The 22,220-nt window shown below is 66.5% G+C and carries 15 protein-coding genes; 8 read left to right on the top strand and 7 right to left on the bottom strand.

The annotated features are described in order from the left end of the window. Nucleotides 1-241: 241 nt before the first annotated feature. Nucleotides 242-907, bottom strand: coding sequence for a M48 family metallopeptidase (locus ACIPUB_RS05675; protein ID WP_407606479.1), 666 nt, complete (start codon nucleotides 905-907; stop codon nucleotides 242-244). A 709-nt stretch (nucleotides 908-1,616) separates the two neighbouring features. On the opposite strand from ACIPUB_RS05675, the gene ACIPUB_RS05670 reads away from it, so the two are divergent. Beyond that, entirely contained in the window at nucleotides 1,617-2,132 is a 516-nt protein-coding gene (locus ACIPUB_RS05670; protein WP_407606478.1) for a hypothetical protein, read from the top strand. A gap of 9 nt (nucleotides 2,133-2,141) precedes the next feature. On the opposite strand, the gene ACIPUB_RS05665 is transcribed toward ACIPUB_RS05670, so the two are convergent. Next, on the bottom strand, nucleotides 2,142-4,283 hold the full coding sequence (locus ACIPUB_RS05665) for an ATP-dependent DNA helicase UvrD2 (RefSeq protein ID WP_407606477.1): 2,142 nt from the start codon (nucleotides 4,281-4,283) through the stop codon (nucleotides 2,142-2,144). Nucleotides 4,284-4,286: 3 nt separating this feature from the next. Continuing rightward, nucleotides 4,287-5,252: an NAD(+) diphosphatase gene (gene nudC / locus ACIPUB_RS05660; protein WP_407606476.1), complete on the bottom strand. Its 966-nt coding sequence runs from the start codon at nucleotides 5,250-5,252 to the stop codon at nucleotides 4,287-4,289. A gap of 201 nt (nucleotides 5,253-5,453) precedes the next feature. Here nudC and ACIPUB_RS05655 point away from each other — a divergent pair, with 201 nt between their 5' ends. Together ACIPUB_RS05655 and ACIPUB_RS05650 are read left to right on the top strand one after the other, a co-directional pair. Further along, nucleotides 5,454-6,962 (top strand): phosphotransferase, encoded by a 1,509-nt coding sequence (locus tag ACIPUB_RS05655; RefSeq protein WP_407606475.1) that lies wholly within the window; start codon nucleotides 5,454-5,456, stop codon nucleotides 6,960-6,962. A 140-nt stretch (nucleotides 6,963-7,102) separates the two neighbouring features. Further along, nucleotides 7,103-7,864, top strand: a complete 762-nt coding sequence (locus tag ACIPUB_RS05650) for a hypothetical protein (protein ID WP_407606474.1) — start codon at nucleotides 7,103-7,105, stop codon at nucleotides 7,862-7,864. Nucleotides 7,865-7,945: 81 nt separating this feature from the next. Here ACIPUB_RS05650 and ACIPUB_RS05645 read toward each other — a convergent pair whose 3' ends face one another. From ACIPUB_RS05645 to ACIPUB_RS05635, 3 genes are read right to left on the bottom strand one after another with little or no spacing between them, the layout of a single operon-like run. Continuing rightward, nucleotides 7,946-11,434, bottom strand: a complete 3,489-nt coding sequence (locus ACIPUB_RS05645; RefSeq protein ID WP_407606473.1) for an ATP-dependent helicase — start codon at nucleotides 11,432-11,434, stop codon at nucleotides 7,946-7,948. Next, nucleotides 11,431-14,802, bottom strand: a complete 3,372-nt coding sequence (locus ACIPUB_RS05640) for an ATP-dependent helicase (protein ID WP_407606472.1) — start codon at nucleotides 14,800-14,802, stop codon at nucleotides 11,431-11,433. Before ACIPUB_RS05640 ends, ACIPUB_RS05645 begins: the two co-directional genes overlap by 4 nt. Before the next feature lie 8 nt (nucleotides 14,803-14,810). Continuing rightward, entirely contained in the window at nucleotides 14,811-15,233 is a 423-nt protein-coding gene (locus ACIPUB_RS05635; RefSeq protein WP_407606471.1) for an MGMT family protein, read from the bottom strand. 121 nt (nucleotides 15,234-15,354) lie between these two features. Here ACIPUB_RS05635 and ACIPUB_RS05630 point away from each other — a divergent pair, with 121 nt between their 5' ends. The 5 genes from ACIPUB_RS05630 (at nucleotide 15,355) to ACIPUB_RS05610 (ending at nucleotide 20,227) form a co-directional block, all read left to right on the top strand. After that, the gene (locus ACIPUB_RS05630; protein WP_407606470.1) at nucleotides 15,355-16,035 is read left to right on the top strand and encodes a 3'-5' exonuclease; all 681 of its coding nucleotides are present in this window, start codon (nucleotides 15,355-15,357) and stop codon (nucleotides 16,033-16,035) included. A gap of 433 nt (nucleotides 16,036-16,468) precedes the next feature. After that, the gene (locus tag ACIPUB_RS05625; protein WP_407606469.1) at nucleotides 16,469-17,461 is read left to right on the top strand and encodes a methionine ABC transporter ATP-binding protein; all 993 of its coding nucleotides are present in this window, start codon (nucleotides 16,469-16,471) and stop codon (nucleotides 17,459-17,461) included. A gap of 3 nt (nucleotides 17,462-17,464) precedes the next feature. After that, nucleotides 17,465-18,145: a methionine ABC transporter permease gene (locus ACIPUB_RS05620; protein ID WP_407606468.1), complete on the top strand. Its 681-nt coding sequence runs from the start codon at nucleotides 17,465-17,467 to the stop codon at nucleotides 18,143-18,145. A 137-nt stretch (nucleotides 18,146-18,282) separates the two neighbouring features. Continuing rightward, complete coding sequence (locus tag ACIPUB_RS05615) at nucleotides 18,283-19,140, top strand: MetQ/NlpA family ABC transporter substrate-binding protein (protein ID WP_407606467.1); 858 nt, start codon at nucleotides 18,283-18,285, stop codon at nucleotides 19,138-19,140. 235 nt (nucleotides 19,141-19,375) lie between these two features. Beyond that, a complete protein-coding gene (locus ACIPUB_RS05610) occupies nucleotides 19,376-20,227 on the top strand; it encodes a MetQ/NlpA family ABC transporter substrate-binding protein (protein WP_407606466.1) in 852 nt (283 codons plus the stop codon). Between the two features lie 262 nt (nucleotides 20,228-20,489). Here ACIPUB_RS05610 and ACIPUB_RS05605 read toward each other — a convergent pair whose 3' ends face one another. Beyond that, on the bottom strand, nucleotides 20,490-22,016 hold the full coding sequence (locus tag ACIPUB_RS05605; RefSeq protein WP_407606465.1) for an APC family permease: 1,527 nt from the start codon (nucleotides 22,014-22,016) through the stop codon (nucleotides 20,490-20,492). Between the last annotated feature and the right edge of the window lie 204 nt (nucleotides 22,017-22,220).

Below are 22,220 nucleotides of genomic sequence, written 5' to 3'. Positions count from 1 at the left end.
CCCCCCCCCCCCCCCCCCCCCCCCCCCCCCCCCCCCCCCCCCCCCCCCCCCCCCCCCCCCCCCCCCCCCCCCCCCGCCCCCGCCCCCCCCCCCCCCCCCCCCCCCCCCCCCCCCCCGGGGGGGGCCCCCCCCCCCCCCCCCCCCCCCCCCCCCCCCTTCGTCGTTGCCGGGTGGGCCTGTCTGGGTGAAAGTTCATTGCCCTCGGAATGCCGAAGCGGCCCGGGTCGGGCAGCGGGCAGTCCTACCCGGCGGCTTGGCCGAACTCCCTGAACCCGCCGTCAAGATCATCGAGGTCGTCGATGTCATCGTCTCCGCCCAAAGGCAGGTCACCGGGAAGTGCATGGGCCCCGGTCTTGGCCGCTGCATGGTAGCCGTGGCTGACCCCGGAGAGGAAGATGTTGGCATCGTGCACCCGTGGGTACCGTGAAAGCGCCGCCTTGAACCGCGGGCCGTGGCCGTCGCGCGGCTCCACCAGGTGGGCGAGTTCGTGGGCCAGCACGTAGTCCTGTACCCATTGGGGCATGGCGCGCAGCCGGTCCGAGAGACGGATCCGGCGGCTGTTCAGGCTGGCCGAACCCCAGCGCCGGTTCTGGTTTGACACCCAGGACACCGAGGACGGATCGGCACGCCCGCCAAAGAGCTGGGCATCCATTTCCCGGGCCCGGGCCGCCAGCTCCGCGTCCGGGTCCGTCGCGGAGCCGTGGGCGACCTTGCGCATGACCTTCTTCACCATGTCGGCCACCAAAAGCCGTTCGGCGTGCTCGGTCAGGCCGGCGGGCACCGAGACCACCATGGTGTCCTGCTTCCACGCCCCGGAGATGGTCTTCTTGCGCTTGGCCGAGCGCACCACGCGGATGGAGGTGCCCTTCTCGTCCACGTACTCGATGGTCGATGGTTGCGTTCGCATGTTGGTGTCCTTTCCGCCACTGCGTGCTGCCGCTGCCTGTGCCGATGCCCGGTCCCCCCGGTGCCGGGGCACTTTCCCGCTCCAGGGTGTGGATAGCCGGCGAGTCCCCTGCGGCCGGTGCCACGATGGGTTCATTCAGGGCGCCGGCGACGGGGAATCGCGCCGGTGCCGCCGTTCCCCCAAGGAGAAACATCATGAGGATCAACCCGGGCTTGCAGGTACTTAGCCTAGTGGAGGGCGCCATCCAGATTGGCACCGGGCAGCGCGCGCGGTGGATAACCGGGCTCACTCCGGCGGAAAAGCGTTTTGTGCTCTCCCTGTGCGAGCACGGCCCGCGTCCTGCAGGCCCCGCGCCCGACCTGCCTGATGAGCGGCGGCGGACAGAGATCCTAGCGATGCTGGGCCCGGCCCTGGTCCAGTCCCCCACACAGCCCCCGGTCGCGGAAGGAGCGGAACCTCTCGGCGCGCCTGGCACGGGATCCGGGCTTGGTGCGCGCCTGGTGCCCGATGTCCTGCAATGGGGAGCCGCATACCAAATGGATGCCGTCCCGGTGCTGCGGCGCCGCGCCGAGGCCAAGGTTGCGCTCTATGGCTGCGGGCGGATGGGCCAGCTGCTGGCCCATGTCCTGGCCGGAGCCGGCGTCGGGTCCCTGACGGTTCCCCGCTGGATGCCGGGGACCTGGGTGCAGGGACCACAGGCATCACCGGCGTGGGCGCCCCGCGTGCCCGTGCCACCGCCCGGGCCTTGCAGTCGACATACCCGCACCTGGTGGTGGCGGATGCCGCAGGTCGCAGTCCCGACGCAGCGGCCCTGGACATGGCGGTGGTCATGGCAGGCGGCATGCTGCCGCCGCTGGAATCCCTGGCCGTCGATGCCGCGATGCTGCCGGTGCTGTTCACCGATTCGGGAATGCACCTGGGTCCGATGGTCATCGACGGGCTCACCATGTGCGCCGCATGCGCGTGGGAACAATGCGACCCCACGCTGCGGATGCTCGACGCCCAGGAGTCTGCCGGACAGGCACCGGCGTTGCGCCCCGAGGCCTCGCTGGCTGCCGTGGCCGCCGGCCTTGCCGCCATGGCGGTGCTGATGGCCCTGGACCGCATCAATATCCCGGCGGCGGCCGGATCCATGACCGTGTGCGACCTTCCCACCGGCTCCATCACCTCGGTGCCGGCCAGGGCCAGGTCCCGCTGCACCTGCCTGGACCCGCTGGCGGCCTGAGCTTCGCTTCTAGTCCACGGTATCGCCGGCCAGGATGGCCAGCACGGCCTCGCCGTAGCGCTCCAGCTTGCCCTTGCCGACGCCGGAAACCTGGCCCAGGCCGGCAAGACCGTCGGGTTTGGACTCGGCAATGGCCATCAGCGTGGCATCGGTGAAGATCACGAAGGCCGGAAGCGAGTTGGCCTGGGCCACCTGCAGCCGCCAGGCCCGAAGGGACTCGAACACCGCTTCGTCGTACCCCGCCGGGCAATTGCCGCAGCGGCCCAGCTTGCGTTCGGTGGCACTGGTCAGCAGTGTCCCGCAGACCCTGCACTTCGGCGGTCCCGCCGGGCTCCGGCGCCGGGCGGCCTTGGGCGCGGAGGCGACGCGGGAGGTTCCCGCCGGACGCAACCCGTCCAGGAAGCGCGAGGGCCGGCGGTTGGCCCGCCCTCCGGGCGTGCGCGCCAGCGACCAGGACAGGCCAAGGTGAACGCGGGCGCGGGTGATGCCCACGTAGAGCAGGCGCCGTTCCTCGTCGTATCCGGCTTGGTCGTCGGCGAAGGAAATCGGCATCAGGCCCTCGGAGAGCCCGACCAGGAACACGGCGTCCCATTCCAGGCCCTTGGCCGCGTGCAGCGAGGCCAGCGTGACCCCCTGCACCGTGGGGGCGTGCTGGCTGGCTGCGCGTTCCTCCAGCTCGGCCACGAAGGTGTTAAGCGTGAACGGGACCTCGGAACCCGCTCGGGCCTCCGCCATCTCGTCGGCGAGCGCCACCAGGGCGGAAAGCGACTCCCACTTTTCGCGCACTGCGCCCGAGGCGGCCGGTGCCGTGGCGCTGTAACCCAGCGAAACCAGGATGTCGCGGGTCAGCTGCGGGACGGTTGCCCCGTCGACCTCGGTGGTGGCGTGGCGGGCGGCGGAGCGCAGTTGCAGCATCGCGTCGCGCACCTCGCGCCTGGCGAAGAAGCGTTCCCCGCCGCGCAGCAGGTAGCCCACGCCGGCCGAGGCCAGCGCCTGCTCGTAGGCGGCGGACTGCCCGTTGGTGCGGAAGAGGATCGCGATTTCGGACGCGGGGGTGCCCTCGGCAATAAGTTTCTTGATGCGCTGGGCGATCTCCGAGGCCTCGGCCTCATCGTCCTTGGCCTCGAAGAAGGTGGGCTCGGGCCCGTTCTCGCGCTGGGCGATGAGTTCCAGCGGGGTGGGCCAGTTGATGTCACGGTCCGGGACCCCGGGCTCGGGACGGCGGGCGGCAAGCACGCGGTTGGCAAGGTGCACCACCTGCGGGGTGGAGCGGTAGTCGCGCACCAGCTTCACCACCGGGGCCTGCTCATAGGTGGCGGTGAAATCCAGCAGGTGGCGCGGGGTGGCGCCGGTGAAGGAGTAGATGGTCTGGGACGCATCGCCCACCACGCAGAGTTCGTCGCGCCCGCCGAGCCACAGGTCCAGCAGCCGTTGCTGCAGCGGGGAAACGTCCTGGTACTCGTCGACCACGAAGTGCCGGTATTGTCCGCGTACCGAGGCGGCGACCCGTTCGTCGTCCTCCAGGATCGCCACGGTCAACAGCAGGACGTCCTCGAAGTCGATGAACTGCCTATCGGTCTTGACGTCCTCATAGGCCTGGAAGATCCGCGAAACGGTGATGGGATCCAGCCCGCCGGGCTGCCCGCGGTCCGCGGCGGCTGCCACGTAGGACTCGGGGGTGAGCATCGAGACCTTGGCCCACTCGATCTCGCTGGCCAGGTCCCGGACCGTCGCACGGTCCGCGGTGGTGCGCAGCCGGCGGGCGGCCTCGGTGATCAACGGCGCCTTGTAGTCGACGATGGACGGCAGCTGCCCGCCAATGGACTGCGGCCAGAAGTATTGCAGCTGGCGCAGGGCAGCGGCGTGGAAGGTGCGGGTCTGCACGGCCCCGGCCCCCAGCTCCCGCAGGCGCGAGCGCATTTCGGCGGCGGCGCGGGCGGTAAAGGTCACCGCGAGCAGGGAGGAGGGCTTGTACACCCCGGTGTGCACGCCATAGGCGATGCGGTGGGTGATGGCGCGGGTCTTGCCGGTTCCGGCGCCGGCCAGCACGCACAACGGCCCCCGCAGGGTGGTGGCCACCTGTCGCTGTTCCTCGTCCAGCCCGGCGAGAATGCGTTCTTCCAGGGCCCCCATGTCGGTTGTCTCTGTCATGTTCTAGTTTTCCAGCCGTTCGGGTTCGGGCAGCACGCCGCCGTACCAGTGTTCGACCAGGGCACTGGCGATGGAGGTTCCGGTGGGCACTCCGATGGAGCCGGAGCGGACGGCCTCGGCAAGTTCCTCGCGGGTGAACCAGCGCAGGTCGATGATCTCCTCCCCGTCGGGGACCAGCTCGGTGCCAACGGCGGTGGCGGTGAAGCCGAGCATCAGCGAGCGCGGGAACGGCCAGGGCTGCGAGCCCATATAGCGCGGGTTGCGCACCACGACCCCCGATTCCTCGGCGACCTCGCGGACGACGGCGGATTCCAGGGACTCGCCCGGCTCCACGAATCCGGCCAGGGTCGAGAAGCGCGTCCCGCCCCACGCCTTGTTGGCACCCAGCAGCAACCTGTCATCCTCGTCGGTGATGGCGACAATGACCGCAGGGTCGGTGCGCGGGAAATGTTCCAGGTCCTCGGCCGCGCAGTGCTTGACCCAACCCGAGGCGCGCAGGTCCAGCTTGCCGCCGCAACGCGGGCAGAAGTTCACCGCGTGGTTCCAGTTGGCGATGGCGACGGCCTCGACGAAGAGCCCGGCGTCGCGGGCACCGAGTCCGGCGGCGACGTCGCGCAGCCCCAGCCACTGCTCCGGATCCGTGGAACCGGCCGAAGCCTGACCGTCGGACGTGGCAGGGGCATCATGGAAGGAATGCAGCACGATTTCGGAAGTGCCGTCAAAACCCAGGTAGATCTCCGTGCCGCCGGCCGGCACCGCGGCCAGCTCGATCAACACCAATTCACCGTCGAGCACCCGGGCACGCCCGCCAACCAGCACCAGGTGACGGGTCGCAGGATCAGCGCGCAGGACATCGAGCCAGCCGTCGTCGGTGCGCCGCTCGCAACCGCGGTCGGTGGTGGCACGCGCCAAGGGCAGGGCTCCTAGCGCCGGGAAACTGGTCACTGGGTTCTGCACGGTATCGCTCATAGCACCAACCGTACTGAGAGTTGTGGCCCAACGCCTACTTCAGGGCACCGGTTGTGGCCATCGGCGCACCTTCCCGTGGCGCGGGGCACCGTCCCTCCGACTCCCCGCGAGGAGCAACCGGAAGGGGAGTTGAACGCAAAACATGCGACTCGCCGCCGCACCGCAGGACGCGGGCACGGCTTGCGGTCTACGGTGGAGGATGTGAAACGCTCTCCCATGGAACTCGCTGCCATCGCCACCGCCGCGGTCCCCGGCTTGGCGCCCACGGGCGTGGCATCGCTGCCGGACGACGGCAACGATTTCGACTCGGTGCTCATTGTCGATGCCGCCAAGAACCGGTGGCGCGTGCGCTCCCCGCGCCACGAGGAAGCCAGCATGCGCCTCGAAACGGAATTGGCTGCCCTGCGCGCCTTTTCCGCCGGCATTCGCGCCTCGCTGCCTTTCCAGCTGCCCTCGGTCGCCGGAACCGTGCGACAGGGCCCGCTGCGGACCTTCGTGTACAACCATGTTCCCGGCAAGCAGTACTCCCTCGAGGACCTGGTGTCGCAGGGTTCACGCTGCGCCCGCGACCTGGGGTCGGTCATGGCAGCCATCCACTCGATGCCCTCTTCCGCAATTGCCCGGGCGGACTTGCCCTCCTACACGGCCGAGCAGGTTCGCCAGCGCCGCCTGAACGAGCTCGACGCTGCGGCGACCACCGGCATGATCCCCTCGCGGCTACTGCGCCGCTGGGAACACGCGCTGGAAGACGTGGCCCTGTGGCGCTTCAACGCCACCGTCATCCACGGGGACCTGCACGAGGACCAGTTGCTGGTCCAGGACGCCAAGGTCGTTGCCGTCACCGGGTGGACCGACCTGCAGGTCGGGGATCCGGCCGACGACTTCGCCTGGCTCGCGGCGGTGCACGAGCAGTCCTTCGCCGAGGCAGCCTTCGAAAGCTACGTTGCAGTGCGCGGGGACCGCGCCGATCCGCACATCATGCGTCGTGCCGCACTGGCAGCCGAGTTTGCGCTGGCCCAGTGGCTGGTCAAGGCAATTGCCGGCGGCGACGCCGAGCGCATAGCCGAGGCAAAAATCATGCTCGAGGAACTCGATTCGGATATTGCCGAGTATGGCGGGCAGCCGATCTCCGTGGTCGAGCCACCGCGTGCGGCCCGCGCCGTAGCGACCGAAGAACAGCCCGAACCCGTCAGCGTCGCCGAAAAGTTGCCGGTCGCCAAGAAAGTCACCGTATCCGGCATCGCGCCAGTGGACGATGCCGGGCCCGATGCGGATAACTCATCGAGTCCTGCCGAGCCGGAAACGTCGGCCCTTAGGATCGTGCCCTCCCCCGTGAGTGCCGTACCGACGCCACCTGCCGTACCGCCGGTCCCGGCCGCTGCCCCGCAAAAACCTGCCAGCTCCCCCAAGCCCACCTCGGAGTCGAGGGGCGACTCCGAGCCGGGATCGACGGACAAGCAATCCAAGGCATCCTCCCCGGACACAGCGCCGGGCCAGGACACTGACGCCAAGGAAACAAAGGACGAGAAGGATACGGCGGATACCAAAGAATCCGCCACTTCGGCTGAAACCCCCGTGAACTCGTCGAAGGCGAACGTCACTAAAGATGGCACCTCGACGTCCGGCGAGCAGACCCCGAACGGTAGGGAAAAGGATTCCTCAGGGAGCGACACCACCGCGATCCCCGTCCAGCCTGCCCACCCTAAATAGCAGGCAGGCATCTGTGTTGGCGAACCTCCTGTTACAGATCGCTTCATATTAAGTCCACTTGATAGAGTGAGGTTTGCTCTTCAACGTCCCTGACGTCGGTGAGCGACTTCCAACTTCCTATGCATAGCGGGGACAAACGTATGAAAAATTTCAAGAACAGCACCATGCTGCTCTCAGCAACCGCCGGGGTATTGCTGGCCCTGACCGGATGTTCGGCCGCAGTGGAACAGCCCGCCGGAGCGTCGACCGCCGGATCCGCAGCCGCCCCGGTGGAGGCGGAAATCGTAGTGCCGGAGGCCAAGGAAATCTTCCCCAAGACGTCCGCCGCCATTGAGAAGGCCACCTCGGCAACCGTCATCGGTGACATCACCAACGGTTCCGAGAAAGGCGATTTCGAGCTTTCGGGCACCGTCGACGGAACCAATTCGCTGATGAAATTGAGCCAGGACGACGCCACCATCGAACTACTGACGGTCGACAACGTCTCGTACATGAAGCCCAACAAGGCATTTTTGACCCAAAGGGCCGGGGCCGAGGCCGCGAAGATGCTCGATACGGTTGCAGCGAACAAGTGGATTTCAACGAAGAACGCCGACCAGTTCGGGGACTTCACCGTGGGTTCCTTCCTTGCATCGATGGACACCGTTGAACTCGGAACGAAGGAAGCCCCAAAGATCACCAAGAAGTCCCTCGACGACCTCAACGGCGCCAAGGCCTTCAAGTACACCGGCAGCGACACCATTTTCTGGATCGCCGCCGAGGGCGAACCCCACCTGCTGAAGATTGAATCAACCGGATCCGCAAGCGAGGGCTCCGGATCCATGACCTTCAGCGAGTGGAACGCAGTCAAGCCGAACGTGGCTCCGGCCAAGTCCGACGTGGTCAGCGTTCCGGGCCTCTAGGCCGCCACGCAAGGGGCGGGGACGATCGGATCAATTCCGATCGTCCCCGCCCCTTGCGTTTGCCCCACGAAGTGGCGGCAATCAGCCGTTCAGCGCTCCCATTGAATTGCTGATCAGGCTCTCCAGCTCGGCTTCATCGGCCAGGTCGTGCGGCCGGATGGTGGTGCCGGAACCCACGTAGTAGAACGCCGCACGGACTTCGGAGACGTCGATGCCACGCAGCCGCGCCCAGCCCAGCCGGTACACCGCCAGCTGCAGGGCCTTGATCCGCAGTTCCTCGCCGCGCGGCACCCGACCGGTCTTCCAGTCCACCAGCAGCCAGGCCCCGTCGGGTTCCTGGAAGATCGCATCGATGCGTCCGCGCACCGACACCGGGCCGATGCGCGTCTCGATAGCTGCCTCCACGAATGCCGGCTGGCGGTTGGCCCATTCGGAGTCCAGGAAGGCGTTCTTCATGTCCTCAAGGTCAAGCGCGTCGTCTATGTACGCGTCGGCCGCCTCCATGTAGTCCCCCAGTTCCAGCATCCCGGTGGAGTCGAAGTACTCCTCCAGCCAGGCGTGGAACGCGGTGCCGCGGCGGGCGGCGGTCCCCGGGCGCCGCGGCACGGGGCGACGCAGCTCGGCCAGCACGGCTGCCGCGTCGGTGGCCAGGTCCACGAAGACCGAGGCACGCACGTGCTTCGGTATCACCGTGGTCCGTTCTTCGGCTGCTTCCTGTGCCTTCCGGGCCAGCAAGAGCTCGGCTTCCTTGAACCAGCCCTCGCCAATGGGGGTCTGCCAGGGCCCTTGTTGCGCCGGGAGGCATTCACCATCCTTGGATTCGGCTGACGGATCGGCTGGCGCCACGGTGCCGTCGGAAGCGTGCCGGGCGGCCTGAAGTACTGCTGTGGCCGAAGCTTCCAGCTTGGCGCGGCGTCCCGGGGGCCGGGGGCGTTGCATCCCGCCGCCTGTGACGATCGGTCCTTCCAACGGATCGTACGGCCACCTGGCCTCCAGCGGCGCCTCGCGGAACGGATTGGCCTCCGGCGCGTCTTCGTCCGCCACCCACGTCGTGGATTCGGCCGAGGGGTTCGGCGGATCGACGAGCGGCAGCATGTCCAGGAGGAAACCGGAAGGCTCGGTGAGCTTGGTGCGCGTGCCGGTCCACGCGGTGGCCGAACAGATCAGCAAGGACTTGGCCCGGGTCAGCGCAACGTAGGCCAGGCGCCGTTCCTCCAGTTCGGCGTGGGCCAGCACCTCCGACTTGAACATCCCCTCGGCCTTGACCACATCGAAGAGGCACTCCTGGTTGGTGTCCCACTGCGGCAGGTCGTGCTTGTCTCCGCGCAATGGCCACGGAAGTGCCGCGTCCCCGCTGGTCCAGCGCGAATCGTTGGCACTGGGGAATACGCCATCGTTCATCCCTGTCACAGCGACCACGTCCCATTCCAGGCCCTTGGATGCGTGGATGGTCAGCAGTTGCACCGCGTCCGGATTCGATTCACCAGGCACGATCGCCAGCCCGCCCTCCTTTTCGGCGGCTGCCTCCAGCCAGGTCAGGAATCCCGCAAGGTCGACGCGTGCGGAGGTGCTGGCGTAGTCCTGCGCAATGTCGGCGAAGGCGTCAAGGTGGCGACGGGCCTCGTGGATGCCGACCCCGGGCTTCGCCGCCACCTCGATGTCCAGCCCCATGGCGCGTTCGGTCTCGCGCAGCAGCGCCTCGAGGTCGTCGTCGATAAAGCCGCGCAGGTAACGCAACTCGTCGCGCAGCGTGCGCAACCGGGCCACGGCCTCGGGAGTCAGGGCGCGACCGTCGCCGGAGACCCAGTCCGGGTGCGGCAGGTGGTCCAGGGCCTCGATCAGGCTCGCGGCGTCGTTCAATTCCGCCCTGGCCTCCCCGCGGGTGACTTCCTCGGCGCTCTCGGGCGCGTCAAGGTTCTCCGGCCTGCCGTCCTTCAGCGCAAAGTCGCGGCGCCTCGCCAGGAAACGCGACCAGTCGGCAAAGGCCATCAGGTCGGCAGGACCGATGCGCCAGCGCGCCCCGGCCAGCAGCCGCACCAGGTGGTCCGAACGGTTGGGGTCCACCAGCACGTTCAGCGTCGCGACGATGTCGGTGACCTCGGGCATGCTCAGCAGCCCGCCGAGGCCCAGGATCTCGTACGGGATGCCGGCGTCCTCCAAACCGCGGGAAATGGGGGTCAGCTGCGAGCGGGTGCGGCAGAGCACCGCCATGGACGGGTTGCGCCCGTGCTCGGCGAAGAAGGAATTGCGCTCGGCGACGAAGCGCCGGGCCAGTGCTGCCGCCTCCTGGGACCCGGTGGCGTAGCGGGCCAGTTCCACCTTTCCTGTTCCGGCAAAGGCGCTGGGCTTGAGCGACGGCACCGAAATCCCGGAGGGTGCTACCGAGTTCAGCTTCGCGGAAACGGCGTTGGCCGCCTGCAGGACATTGACCGAGTTGCGCCACGCGGTGCTTAGATACGCCACCGAGGCGGGGCGCAGTCCCTCGCCCCCGTCCACGCCGGAGCCGTGGGTGCGGGCGGGGAATTCCGTGGGGAAACGGAAGAGCTGCCCGGCCGAGGCTCCGCGGAAGCCGTAGATGGACTGGTTGGGATCCCCCACCGCGGTCAGCGCGTGCCCGTCACCGAAGATGCAGGAAAAGAGCACCATCTGGGCGTGCGAGGTGTCCTGGAACTCGTCGAGCAGCACCACCTTGAAGCGCGCTCGTTCACTCTGCGCGGCCTCGGGGATTTCTTTGGCGATGCGGGCGGCCAGCGCCACCAGGTCGCCGTAGTCAAGGGCTCCGCGGGCGGCCTTGGCCTGCGCGTATGCAACTGCCAGTTCGGCGATGGTGGAGCGCGTGCGCAGCTTGTCCAGCAGCTTGCGGGCCTCCTGGGAGGGCGCTGCGGGCTTGTCGATGCGGTAGGGCAGCGCCTCGAGCCGCCCGACCAGCGTATCGATCCATTCCTTGGCGTCCACCGGGGACACCAGGTGCTCCGCGCATTCCCCGGCGAAGGTCACCACGGCGTCGATGAGCGTGTTCTTGGAGGAAGCCAGGTGCTCGTAGTCCCCGGTGTACCCCTCGACCACTGCCGCGGCTACCTGCCAGGCCTGAGCGGTGCCCAAAAGCGCGGTGTCGGACTCGACGCCGATGCGCAGACCGTGTTCCTTCACCAGTGTGTTGGCGTAGGAATGGTAGGTGGACACCGAAGGATCCAGCAGGCCCTCGTCCTCGAGCTCCAGCAATCCGGAACGGGCCAGCTTCTCCAGCTGCCCGCGGATGCGCTGGGCCAGCTCCCCGGCGGCCTTGCGGGTGAAGGTCACGCCAAGGATTTCCTCGGGGCGCACCTTGTTGTTGGCCACCAGCCAAATGACCCGGTCGGCCATCGTGGCGGTCTTGCCCGACCCGGCGCCGGCGATGACCAGCAGCGGCTCCAGCGGGGAGGAGATGATCGCAGACTGCTCGGGGGTGGGCTGGTGCTGGCCCAGGATATCGGCCAGCTCCTCGGGCGAATACACCCGTTGATCCGTGGCGGGCGAGTCGAATCCGGCCAGCTCATCGGCCGGCGGGGTTGCTGATTCGGTGCGGCTCACGGCTCGGTGACCTGCCTTCCTTCGGAACACAATGGACAAATTCCCGGCAACCGGCAGTTGCTGCCGCTGCGCCCTCCGCGGGCCGGGTCGTGGCGCGAGAGGAAGTCTGCGTCCCCCATCAACTGGGCAGCGGACAAAACCATCGGGGTGGCCCAGTCCTCGTCGGTGATGGCGGGCTGGGCCTGTTCACGCGGGGACTTGGTGCCGGTTCCCAGTTGCACCAGCGAGGCACCGGCCGGAACGCGCGTGAGTTCCTCGGCGGTCTTCCCGGCCAGCGCACCGTTGATGACGGCGGCCTGGTAGGCGCCAAGCTGTGGGTGTTTTTCCACGTCCTTGCCGCTGGGCTGGGATTTACCGGTCTTCAGGTCAACTACCCACGGGTTGCCTTCCGCGTCGGCCTCCACGCGGTCAACAACCCCGCGCAGCAAGGCCGCGCGCGGTGCGTTGGGATCCGCCGGCGTCGAGGGGCCGGTGGTCGAGTGGTCGGTGGCAGGAGCCTCGATGGCGGGAGGTGCGGGGATCGTGACCTCGAAGGGGATCTCCCGGCCGATGAGCCGCCGGTTTTCGGTGCGCATCATGACGTTGTACTGTGCCAGCTTCTTGAGCATCGATTCGGCGCGTTCCCTGTCCCGGGCGCCTTCCCAGTTCTCCGGCATTTCCAGTTCGCCCCAGCGCTCCTCGAGCACCTGCAGGTATTCACCTCCGCTGGCCTCGGGGTGTTCCTCGGCAATGGAGTGCACCAAGGTGCCCAGCGAGCGGGCAAAATCGGTGGCTGCCTCTCCCCCGGCTGCCTGGACGAACCAGTTGAGCGGTGAGTTCATCACGGCCTCGACCTTCGAGGGGGAAACCTTGACCGGGTCCCCGGGCGGGACCACGGGTCCGCTGGAGGTTGATTCGGCCAGTCCCCACCAGCCGGCGGGATGGGCCCCGCGGACCGGGTGCGGTGCGGCGACCAGGGTTCCAAGCACGGTGGTGGCGTCGCGGTGCAGCGGCGCCCTGTCCTCATCCAGGGCCGTGGCCTCGGCGGCCTGGCGCAGCTCTGCCACCAGGGCGCCGAGGGTCCGGGGTCGCGGGACGAAGACCGTCCGGCGGCCCTGGATGGCCCCGTCGGGGTCCACGATGTCCAGGAAGGACGAGGGCTGGGTGTCCTCGGAGGCCACGGCGATGGCCAGGACCTTGGACTTTGCGCGCGAGATCGCATTGGCGAAGGTGCGCAGTTCGTCGGCGCGGGTCTCGCGGATGAGGGAGGCGATATTGCGGACGGGGAGAATCTGCGGGCCGTGTTCGATCACGTCGCTGAGCGCTCCCCCGCCCAGCAGCTCGCCGCGGAGCTTGGTGTTGGGCCAGATCCCTTCCTGCATGCCCGGCACCAGCACCAGGTCCCATTCGCGCCCGGCGGCCGCCGCGGTGGTGAGAACCTGCACGGAGGCGGCGGACCCGCCTCGGTTGGCCAGGGTGTCCATGGGCAGTTCCTGGCCCAGCACGTGCTCCACGAACTGCGCCACGGAGGAACCGGGCAGCTGGTCAACGAAGCGTTCGGCGGATTGGAAGATGGCCAGCATGGCATCGAGGTCGTGGTCGGCACGGGTTCCCAGGATGCCGCCGGCCAGCGCGGCATCGGTCCATTTCTGGGCCATGCCGCTTGCCGCCCACAACGACCAGAGAGCGGTCTCGGCGTTGACGTCGTTGCTCGCCAGTTCGGTGCGAAGCGCCTGGTACATCCTGGCCAGGCGCCTGGCCCCTGCCGCCTCGCGGCCCATGGTCTCGAGCAGCTCCAGCTGGTCCAGCATCCCGGTGAGCAGTTCGGCGCTGGAGCGGTTGCCTCCGGCCGCGACCTCGTGGCGGCGCAGTCCCTGGCGCAGCCGCCGCACGTCGAGTGCCGAGGCGTTGGCGTAGCGGGACATCAAGAGTTCCTGCAGCAACAGCGGATCCTGTGGCGCCTCCGGTGCCAGTGCCAGTTGCATCAAGTCCAGCAGCGGACGCACCGCCGGTTCCTCGCGCAGCGGGGTTTCCGCGGGCGGGGTGTTCACCGCGATGCCGGTCCCGGCCAGGTACTTGGCCATGGAGCGGACCTGTGACCCGTTGCGCAGGATCACCGCCATGGTGTCCAACGGCCGGTGGTGGATCAGGTGTTCTTCCAGCAGCCGCTGGGCGACGAGGCGCTGTTCGTGGATGGGCGAGTCCACCAGCAGCACCTCGAGGTTGCCCGGCGCGGGCACCTCCGGCGCGTCGGACTCGCTGTCCGCCGGGCCTCTCGCTCCGGCTTCGGCCGTTGGGCTTGCGGAGGAGTGATGCGTGTTCCCGTCATCGGGCACATCAAGAATCCGCCCGGCGCCGCCGGCCGCGACGGGAATCCGTCTGGCCACTCGGCCCCAGGCGAACGCGAGCTCCTCGTTCAGGCGATAGGAAGTCTTCAGCTCAATCGTGCGGGCCGGATCGTTTTCGGTACCCAGGCGCGCACCGAATTCGCCCAGCATGTCCGGGCGTGCGCCACGGAATCCCTGCACCACGTTGTCTGGCGCGGCAAAGGCCACCAGGTCTCGCCCACGGGCCAGTAGCGACAGCAGGCGATGCTGCGCCGGGTTGGCTTCCTGCAGGTCATCGACCATCACCAGGTGCAGGCGTTCATGCTCGGCGGCCAGGAACTCCGGGTTGTATTCCAGGATGCCGGCGGCGGCGGCCAGCAGCCCGGCCGGGTCGAAGGCCTCGGCACTGCCCAGGTCCAAGAGGTCGCGGTATTCCTGGTAGAACTGGGCGGCGGCGATCCATTCGGGGCGGCCAAGGGACTCGCCAAGATCCTGCAGGGCCCCGGCTTCGAGCCCGTGCTCGGAAATCCTGTCGAAGAGTTCACGCAGCTCCTTGCGGAAGCCCCGGGTGCCGATGGCCTCCCCCAGGGATTCGGGCCACGCGGGACCTGGCGTGATTCCCATGGCATGGCCCTCGAGCAGGTGTCCGATCAAGGTGTCCTGCTCGGGACCCGAAAGCAATCGGGGCGGCCGTTGCAATGCCGGCAGCAGCCCGTCCAGCCTGGCCCTGCGGATCAGGTCGAACGCGTAGGCTGACCAGGTGCGCACGGCAGGTTCGGAGAACGTCTTGTCGGTGCCGGCGGAGAGGTCGTCGCGGAGCGTGGCCGCGGCGGAGCGAGTCGGGGAAAGCACCAGCACGTGTTGCGGATCAAGCCCGGTGTCCAGCCGGGCCGTGAGCACGCGCAGCAGCGTCGTCGTCTTCCCGGTCCCGGGACCGCCCAACACCAACACAGGTCCGTGGCCGGGTTCGAGCTCCAGCAGCTCCTGCTGCGCGGCATCGGCGACGAAGGCGTGGTCCGCGGCGGTAACCGCGATATCGCGGGCGGATGCGAGGGTGTCCATGTGCTCCATCAGATCATTCGCGGGTGACGTTTTGGAATCGGCAGCAATTCGGCCACGCGGTCAATGCGCGCGTGGTCTGCCTCGGAGGGTTGCCAGCGGGCCTTCGCCATACGGACTCCGGACGCGGTGCGGGGCGTGGATTCCCGTTCCCAATGCACGCTGGCGATCGGCTGCAGGGCCGCCGGAAGGGTCCCGTTGGAGCGGATGACCCGCCACCAGGTGACATCGGCTCCGCCGCGGCCCATCGTCTTGCCTACCTGGCGCGGGCCGCCGGAACCGAGCAGCTCGGCAATGTCGCCGTAGGAGAGGACCTTCCCGGAGGGAATCAGCGCAACAAGGGCAAAGACGGCTTCGTCATAGTCCAACCCGGCAGTACCGCCGTCAGCTTGGCCGGTTTGGTCCCGCAGCGGCTCTTGTCCTGGTTGAGTCAACGATTGTCCCTTTCCCTTTCCCCACACGTATCAATCCATTATCCGGTCTCTCGCAGGGTGTTCATCCACGCTCGTGCTGCGGTGGGCCAAAGTGTCTCTGATTCCCGGTAGCGTTGGTGACATGAACTCTTGGCACAATCTCCCCCGCGCTGCATTCGACCTGGAAACCACTGGTCGCGATCCACTCGACGCCCGCATCGTCACCGCTTCCATCGTCGTGGTCAACGGGCGCTCGGAAATCCTGCAGACCAGGGATTGGCTCGTCGACCCCGGCGTGGCGATTCCGGAAGAGGCATCGGCGATCCACGGCATCACCACCGCCAAGGCCCAGGCAGAGGGAATGGACTCCGCCACGGCCGTCGCCGAGATCTCGGCTTTCCTTGCCGATCTGTTCCAGACCATGCCTGTCATGGCCTTCAACGCCGCATATGACTTCACGGTGCTCGACCGAGAGGCCAAGCGCCACCTGCTGGACCCGCTTGTCGCCTCTCCGGTCATCGACCCGTACGTCCTGGACAAGCAGGTGGACAAGTACCGCCGCGGCAAGCGCAACCTCTCGGTGATGAGCGAGTTCTATGGCGTCCAACTGGTGAACGCACACACTTCGGCAGCCGATGCCGCAGCCACCATCGGGATTGCCGATGCGCAGGCCGCGAAGTACCCGAACCTGCAGATTGATGCTGCGGAATTGCATGATTTCCAGGTCGACTGGGCTGCGGAGCAGGCAGCAAGCCTGCAGGAGTTCTTCCGCCGCAAGGACCCGGCTGCCGTCGTCGACGGGCAGTGGCCGGTCAAGGCCTAGCCCGCCACGTTGCGATTGAACCTGAAGGCGACCCTGTATGGGGTCGCCTTTGGCGTTATCGGTGGGCAAAGGCACCTTCCGTCCTCGCTGCGGAAGAGCGCCGGGAACGGCATCAACGCTCCGGAAGTGCGACCATCGGAGTCCGAGGATGCAGGGCCTTCGGCGCAACAGAAGGCAACATTTCCCAGGCTCCGAACGCTCGTGACACAGATCACCCTACGATTGGGTAACCCGTCGTAAGGTTTTAGCCATGGGCCATCGGCGATTTCTTCGACGATGGCCCGGATTCCACGTGAATCAGACGAACGATCCGGCATTAATGGACAACGGTTGCAAAATATGGCCAACTATGTCCATGATTGCGCCGCATTCATTCGATAGTGGTTGAATGGCCAGTACCCCTTTTCTCTTTTGATTGCTAAGGACACCCCTTTTGATCACAGTCACCGACCTGCGCAAGGTCTACCGGCAGGGCGGACGCGAAGTCGTCGCCCTGGATGGTGTCTCCTTGCACGTCGACGCCGGCCAAATCCACGGCATCATCGGCCATTCCGGAGCGGGAAAATCAACGCTCGTCCGTTGCCTCACCCTGCTGGACCGACCCACTTCCGGGTCGGTCGCAGTTAACAACAAGGAACTGGCCAACGTGTCCGATGCCGATTTGCGCACCGCACGGCGACGCATCGGCATGGTCTTCCAGCACGCCAATCTCATGGATTCTCGCACCACGGCGCAGAATGTGGCGTTCCCGCTGGAGTTGATCGGCACACCCAAGGCCAAGATCGCCGAAAAGGTCACCGCCCTGCTTGAGCTCGTCGGTCTGACCCAGTTCGCAGACGCCTACCCTGCCCAGCTCTCGGGTGGCCAGCGCCAGCGCGTGGGCATCGCCCGCGCCCTGTCTTCGGATCCCGACGTATTGCTTTGTGATGAGCCAACCAGCGCCCTGGATCCCAAGACCACCAACGAGATCCTCGAGCTCATCAAGTCGGTCCGCGACCGCCTGAACCTCACGGTCCTGATCATCACGCACGAAATGAACGTCGTGAAGCAGGCCTGTGACTCGGTCTCCCTGCTGGAAGCCGGCCGCATCGTCGAGCATGGGGACATCGAAAAGGTCGTCGCCGACCCGGCTGGCCGTCTCTCCCAGGCGTTGCTGCCGATGCCCGGCGAATTGCCGGACAGCCTTCCGGCAGGAACCGTCCTGGACCTTCTGTACTCCGGCGCCCAGGCCACCGAGCCGGTGATCTCCTCGATTGCCCGCACGTTCAACACCGACGTCAACGTCCTGGCCGGCTCCGTCGAGCATCTCGGAGAACACCAATTCGCGCACATCCGCATCCAGCTTCCCGAGGCAGCCGACATCACCGCCATTACCAACCACCTGCTCGGCAACGGCGTTGCAGTCACCGTGAAGGAGACCAAGTAAGCCATGGACTTCTTCAATGACCTGATGACCAACCCCGGCATCACCAAGGCCATGTGGCCCGCATTTATCGAAACCATGCAGATGACCGCCATTTCGGCATTCTTTACGGTCGTGGTTGGACTGCCGCTGGGCATCCTGTTGCTCAACACCGCAAGAGGCGGACTGACCCCGAACCGCGGATTGAACGTCGTGCTCTCGGGCATCATCGTGAACATCACCCGTTCGATCCCCTTCGCGATCCTCATGGTCTCGCTGATTCCGCTGGCTGCACTGATGGTGGGCACCTCGCTGGGGCCCATTGCCGCTTCCGTTTCCCTGACCATCGGCACCATCCCCTTCTTCGCGCGACTGGTGGAAACCGCACTGCGCGATGTCTCCGCCGGGAAGATCGACGCCGCCCTGGTCATGGGTTCAACCAAGATGCAGGTGGTCCGCAAGGTGCTGGTCCCCGAGGCAATGCCCGGCATCATCGCCGCAACGACCACCACGATCGTGACGCTGATTGGTTACTCCGCCATGGCCGGCCTGGTCGGCGGCGGCGGTCTGGGGCGGTTGGCCTACAACTACGGCTTCCAGCGCTACGAACCGGCCATCATGGTCGTCACCATCGTCATCATGGTGTTGCTGGTGCAGCTGGTCCAGATCGTGGGCGACTGGATCGCCCGCTGGGTCGACCACCGCTAGATCGCCCTCCGGAGTGCCGACGGCACTCTTCCCCCCGGTTTTCGGCGGCTTGTCCGCCGACGCGCAGCCAGTAGCCGCTAGCTGCGTTGGTTACCCGGTGTCCCCAACATCGGTTTTCATGAAAAGGAACGCATCCCATGCGTAAGAATCTCGCACTCGCCCTGACCGGCGTCGCAACCCTGTTCGCTCTGACCGCTTGCGGCGGCGGCACCGCATCTGCCCCCAGCGCGGACGTTTCCGCTACGCTGGATCCTGCCAACCCGACGATCGTCAAGGTCGGCGCAAGCCCGGTTCCGCACTCGCAGATTCTCGAGTACATCGATGAGAACCTTGCGGCCGAGGCAGGAATCGACCTGGACATCACCGAGATCGACGACTACCAGACCCCGAACCTTGCGCTGAGCGACGGCTCGATCGATGCCAACTTCTTCCAGCACGTTCCCTTCTTCGACGACCAGGTGGAGTCCAAGGGGTACGAACTGGAGCACGGCGAGGGCATCCTGCTCGAACCGCTGACCGCGTTCTCCAAGAAGTACGCCGATGCAGCCTCGGTTGAAGACGGAGCTGTCGTCGTACTGATGAACGATCCCTCCAACCAGGTCCGCGGCCTGCGCGTTCTTGAGGGCGCCGGCCTGCTCAGCGGCATTGTTGACGGCGATTCGGCCCTGACCGTCGAGTCGGACGAAGCCAAGAACCCCAAGCAACTGAAATTCCAGGAAGTCAACGCCGAGCAGGTGCCGAAGTTCTACCAGGAAGATCCGGCAGTGGGCATCGCGGTGGTGAACGGCAACTTCATCGTCCAGGCGAAGCTGAACAAGGACGAGGTCGTTGCCGTCGAGCCGACGGAGAACAACCCGAACGCCAACATCCTGGCGTGGCGTGCAGGTGAAAAGACCGCCGGCGTCGCCAAGCTCGATGAGCTGCTGCACTCCGACGAGGTCAGCGCCTTCATCAAGACCACGTGGCCCGAAGGCGACGTCATCCCGGCCTTCTAGGCCAGGGGCGAATCCCGAGACGGCACCATCGGTTGGTGTGGCGGACTCGTCAGCCACACCAACCGATGGGAATGCCATATCCAGCTTTCCATCGCAGTATCTCCTCGAAGCACCACGGTGCTTGATCGTGATTTTCCGACGGCTCACCCCGCCGGCGCGCAGCCAGTAGCCGCTAGCTGCGTTAGTTACCCGATCCCGACCAATATCGGGTCTAGATGAAAAGGAAACGCAGCCCATGCGTAAGAAGCTCGCACTCGCCCTCACCGGCGTCGCAACCCTGTTCGCACTGACGGCTTGCGGCGGCGGCACTGCCGTTGCCCCCAGCGCGACGGCAACGCTCGACCCGGCCAGCCCGACGGTCGTCAAGGTCGGCGCCAGCCCGATCCCGCACGCCCAGATCCTCGAGTACATCGACGAGAACTTGGCCGCCGAGAACGGAATCGATCTGGAAATCACCGAGATCGACGACTACCAGACCCCGAACATCGCCCTTGACGATGGAACCCTGGACGCCAACTTCTTCCAGACCGAGGCCTACCTCGCGGACCAGATGGCAACCAAGGGCTACAAGTTTGAACACGGCGCCGGCGTGCACATCGAACCGTTGACCGCGTTCTCCACGAAGTTCAAGGAAGTCGCCGACGTAACCGAGGGCAGCCTCGTGGTGCTGAACAACGACCCGGTCAACCAGCTGCGCGGCCTGCGCGTGCTGGAGTCGGCTGGCCTGCTCAGCGGTCTGGTCGACGGCGATTCGGCACTGACCGTGCAGGACGATGAGGCCAAGAACCCCAAGAAGCTCAAGTTCCAGGAAGTCAACTCGGAGCAGGTTCCGAAGTTCTACCAGGAAGACCCGACCGTGGGCATCGCCGTGGTGAACGGCAACTACATCGTCCAGGCCAAGCTGAACCCGGAAGAGATCCTGTTCCAGGAAGAGGCCAAGGACAACCCAAACGCCAACTTCCTGACCTGGCGTGAGGGCGAACAGACCGCGGCGATCGCCAAGCTCGATGAGCTGCTGCGTTCGGACGAGGTTCGCGAGTACATCAAGACCACGTGGAAGGACGGCAGCGTTCTTCCTGCCTTCTAGGACGTAGGGGTTCATGCACAGGTAACCCCATGAAAATGGCGCCGTTTCCTTCCCCTCAGTGGGGAAAGGAACGGTGCCTTTTTCGTGCTCCGGGAACGTCCGCTGCCGGCGGAATTGGCACGGCATACGAGACAAGCGCCCACCAACCATGCGCTCGACGGTGACGGTGTGGACCGCGTTGGCACGTCGAGGCACGGACGCCGATTCCCGGTGGGTTCCGTTGGCTCAAGGGTCGCGCGGGACCGCGATTCGGGCCCGCGGACTACTTGCTGTCGACCAGTTCGTTTTCGGTGCCGTCGATGATGGCGATCTGCTTGGCGAACTTCTCGTTCAGGCGCGAGTGCTTGCGGCCGTAGGAGAAGTAGATGACTACGCCGACAATGAGCCACAGCACGAAGTAGATCCAGGTTTCCACGGCAAGGTTCAGCATCAGGTACGTGCACAGCAATGCGGAGACGACCGGGATAACCGGGCCGAGGGGAACCCGGAAGGCAGGCTTGAGGTCCGGGCGCTTGCGGCGCAGCACGATGATGCCCAGGCTGACCATGACGAACGCGGAGAGCGTTCCGATGTTGATCATTTCCTCCAGCACGTCCACGCGGGTGAACCCCGCGGCCAGGGCCACCAGCGTGCCGCAGATGACCTGGATGCGCACCGGGGTGGCGCGCTTGGCGCTGGTCTTGGAGAGCTTGTACGGAAGCAGCCCGTCGCGGCTCATGGCCAGGACCACGCGCGAGAGACCCATGAGCAGCACCATGACCACCGTGGTGAGGCCGATGAGCGAGCCCACGGCGATGACCGAGGCGGCGCCCTCGTTGCCCACCAGCGAGAACGCGGTGGCCAGGTTCGGGGTGTCCACGGCGGCCAAGTCCCGATAGGACACCATGCCGGTCAACGCCAGGGAGACGCCGATGTACAGCAGCGTCGTCAGCGCCAGTCCGGCGAAGATCCCGCGCGGCAGGGTCTTGCTGGGGTTCTTGACCTCCTCGGCGCTGGTGGCCACTACGTCGAACCCAACGAAGGCGAAGAACACCAGCGCGGCACCGGCGAAGACGCCCATGAGTCCGTATTGTGCCGGGGCGGCGCCGGTGGCGAAGGCAAAGAGGGACTGTTTGAGCACCTCGGTGGTGCCGTCCCCCGACGCCGGAACGGCCTCCGGGATGAACGGCGCGTAGTTCTCGGCCTTCACGTAGAAGAATCCGACGACGATCACGAAGAGCACGACGCCGATCTTGATGACGGTGAAGACGTTGGAGACGGTGGCCGATAGCTTGGTGCCCAGGACCAGCAGGATCGTGAACAAGGCCACGATCAAGAAGGGCCCCCAGCTCATGGTGACGATGCCTAGTTCAATGGTGGGTGAGAGGTGTACTCCCACAAGCTGGAAGACTTCGGTGAGGTAGATTCCCCAGTATTTGGCGATCACTGCCGCCGCCGTGAACAGCTCGAGGATCAGGTTCCATCCGATGACCCAGGCCACGAATTCGCCCATGGTCGCGTAGCTGAACACGTAGGCCGATCCGGCGACCGGGATTGCCGTGGAAAACTCTGCGTAGCACATGATCGCCATCGCGCAGGTCAGCGCGGCGATCACGAAGGAGAGGGTGACCGCGGGCCCGGAGAAGTCGGCCGCCGCACGGGCTCCGACGGAGAAGATTCCGGCGCCAACGGCGACGGCCACTCCCATGATCATCAGGTCCCAGGCGTTCAGGGACCGCTTGAGCTGTCGTCCAGGTTCTGCGGCATCGGCCAGGAAACTTTCCACGGGTTTGGTACGAAAAAGACTCATGGTTTTCCTCGGTGGCAATGAAACACGAAAACTAACCGGACAAGCCTAGCCGCGCCGGCTAGGTACCGCAGGAAGTCGATGGCCCTCGGAGATCACGGCGCACTCCCCCGTCAGGTGCCGCCGTCGGTACCTTCCGGCCCGGTTGCCGCTACCCCTAAGTTCGGCTTGACATGGCTTTTTCCTCGGACACCGATCCCCTTTCCA

The sequence above is a fragment of the Paeniglutamicibacter sp. ORCA_105 genome (genome assembly GCF_045798545.1).
In the GTDB taxonomy this organism is placed as follows: domain Bacteria; phylum Actinomycetota; class Actinomycetes; order Actinomycetales; family Micrococcaceae; genus Paeniglutamicibacter; species Paeniglutamicibacter sulfureus.
The sequence above is the reverse complement of the archived record's forward strand: the minus strand, read 5'-3'. Positions and strand labels throughout refer to the sequence as shown.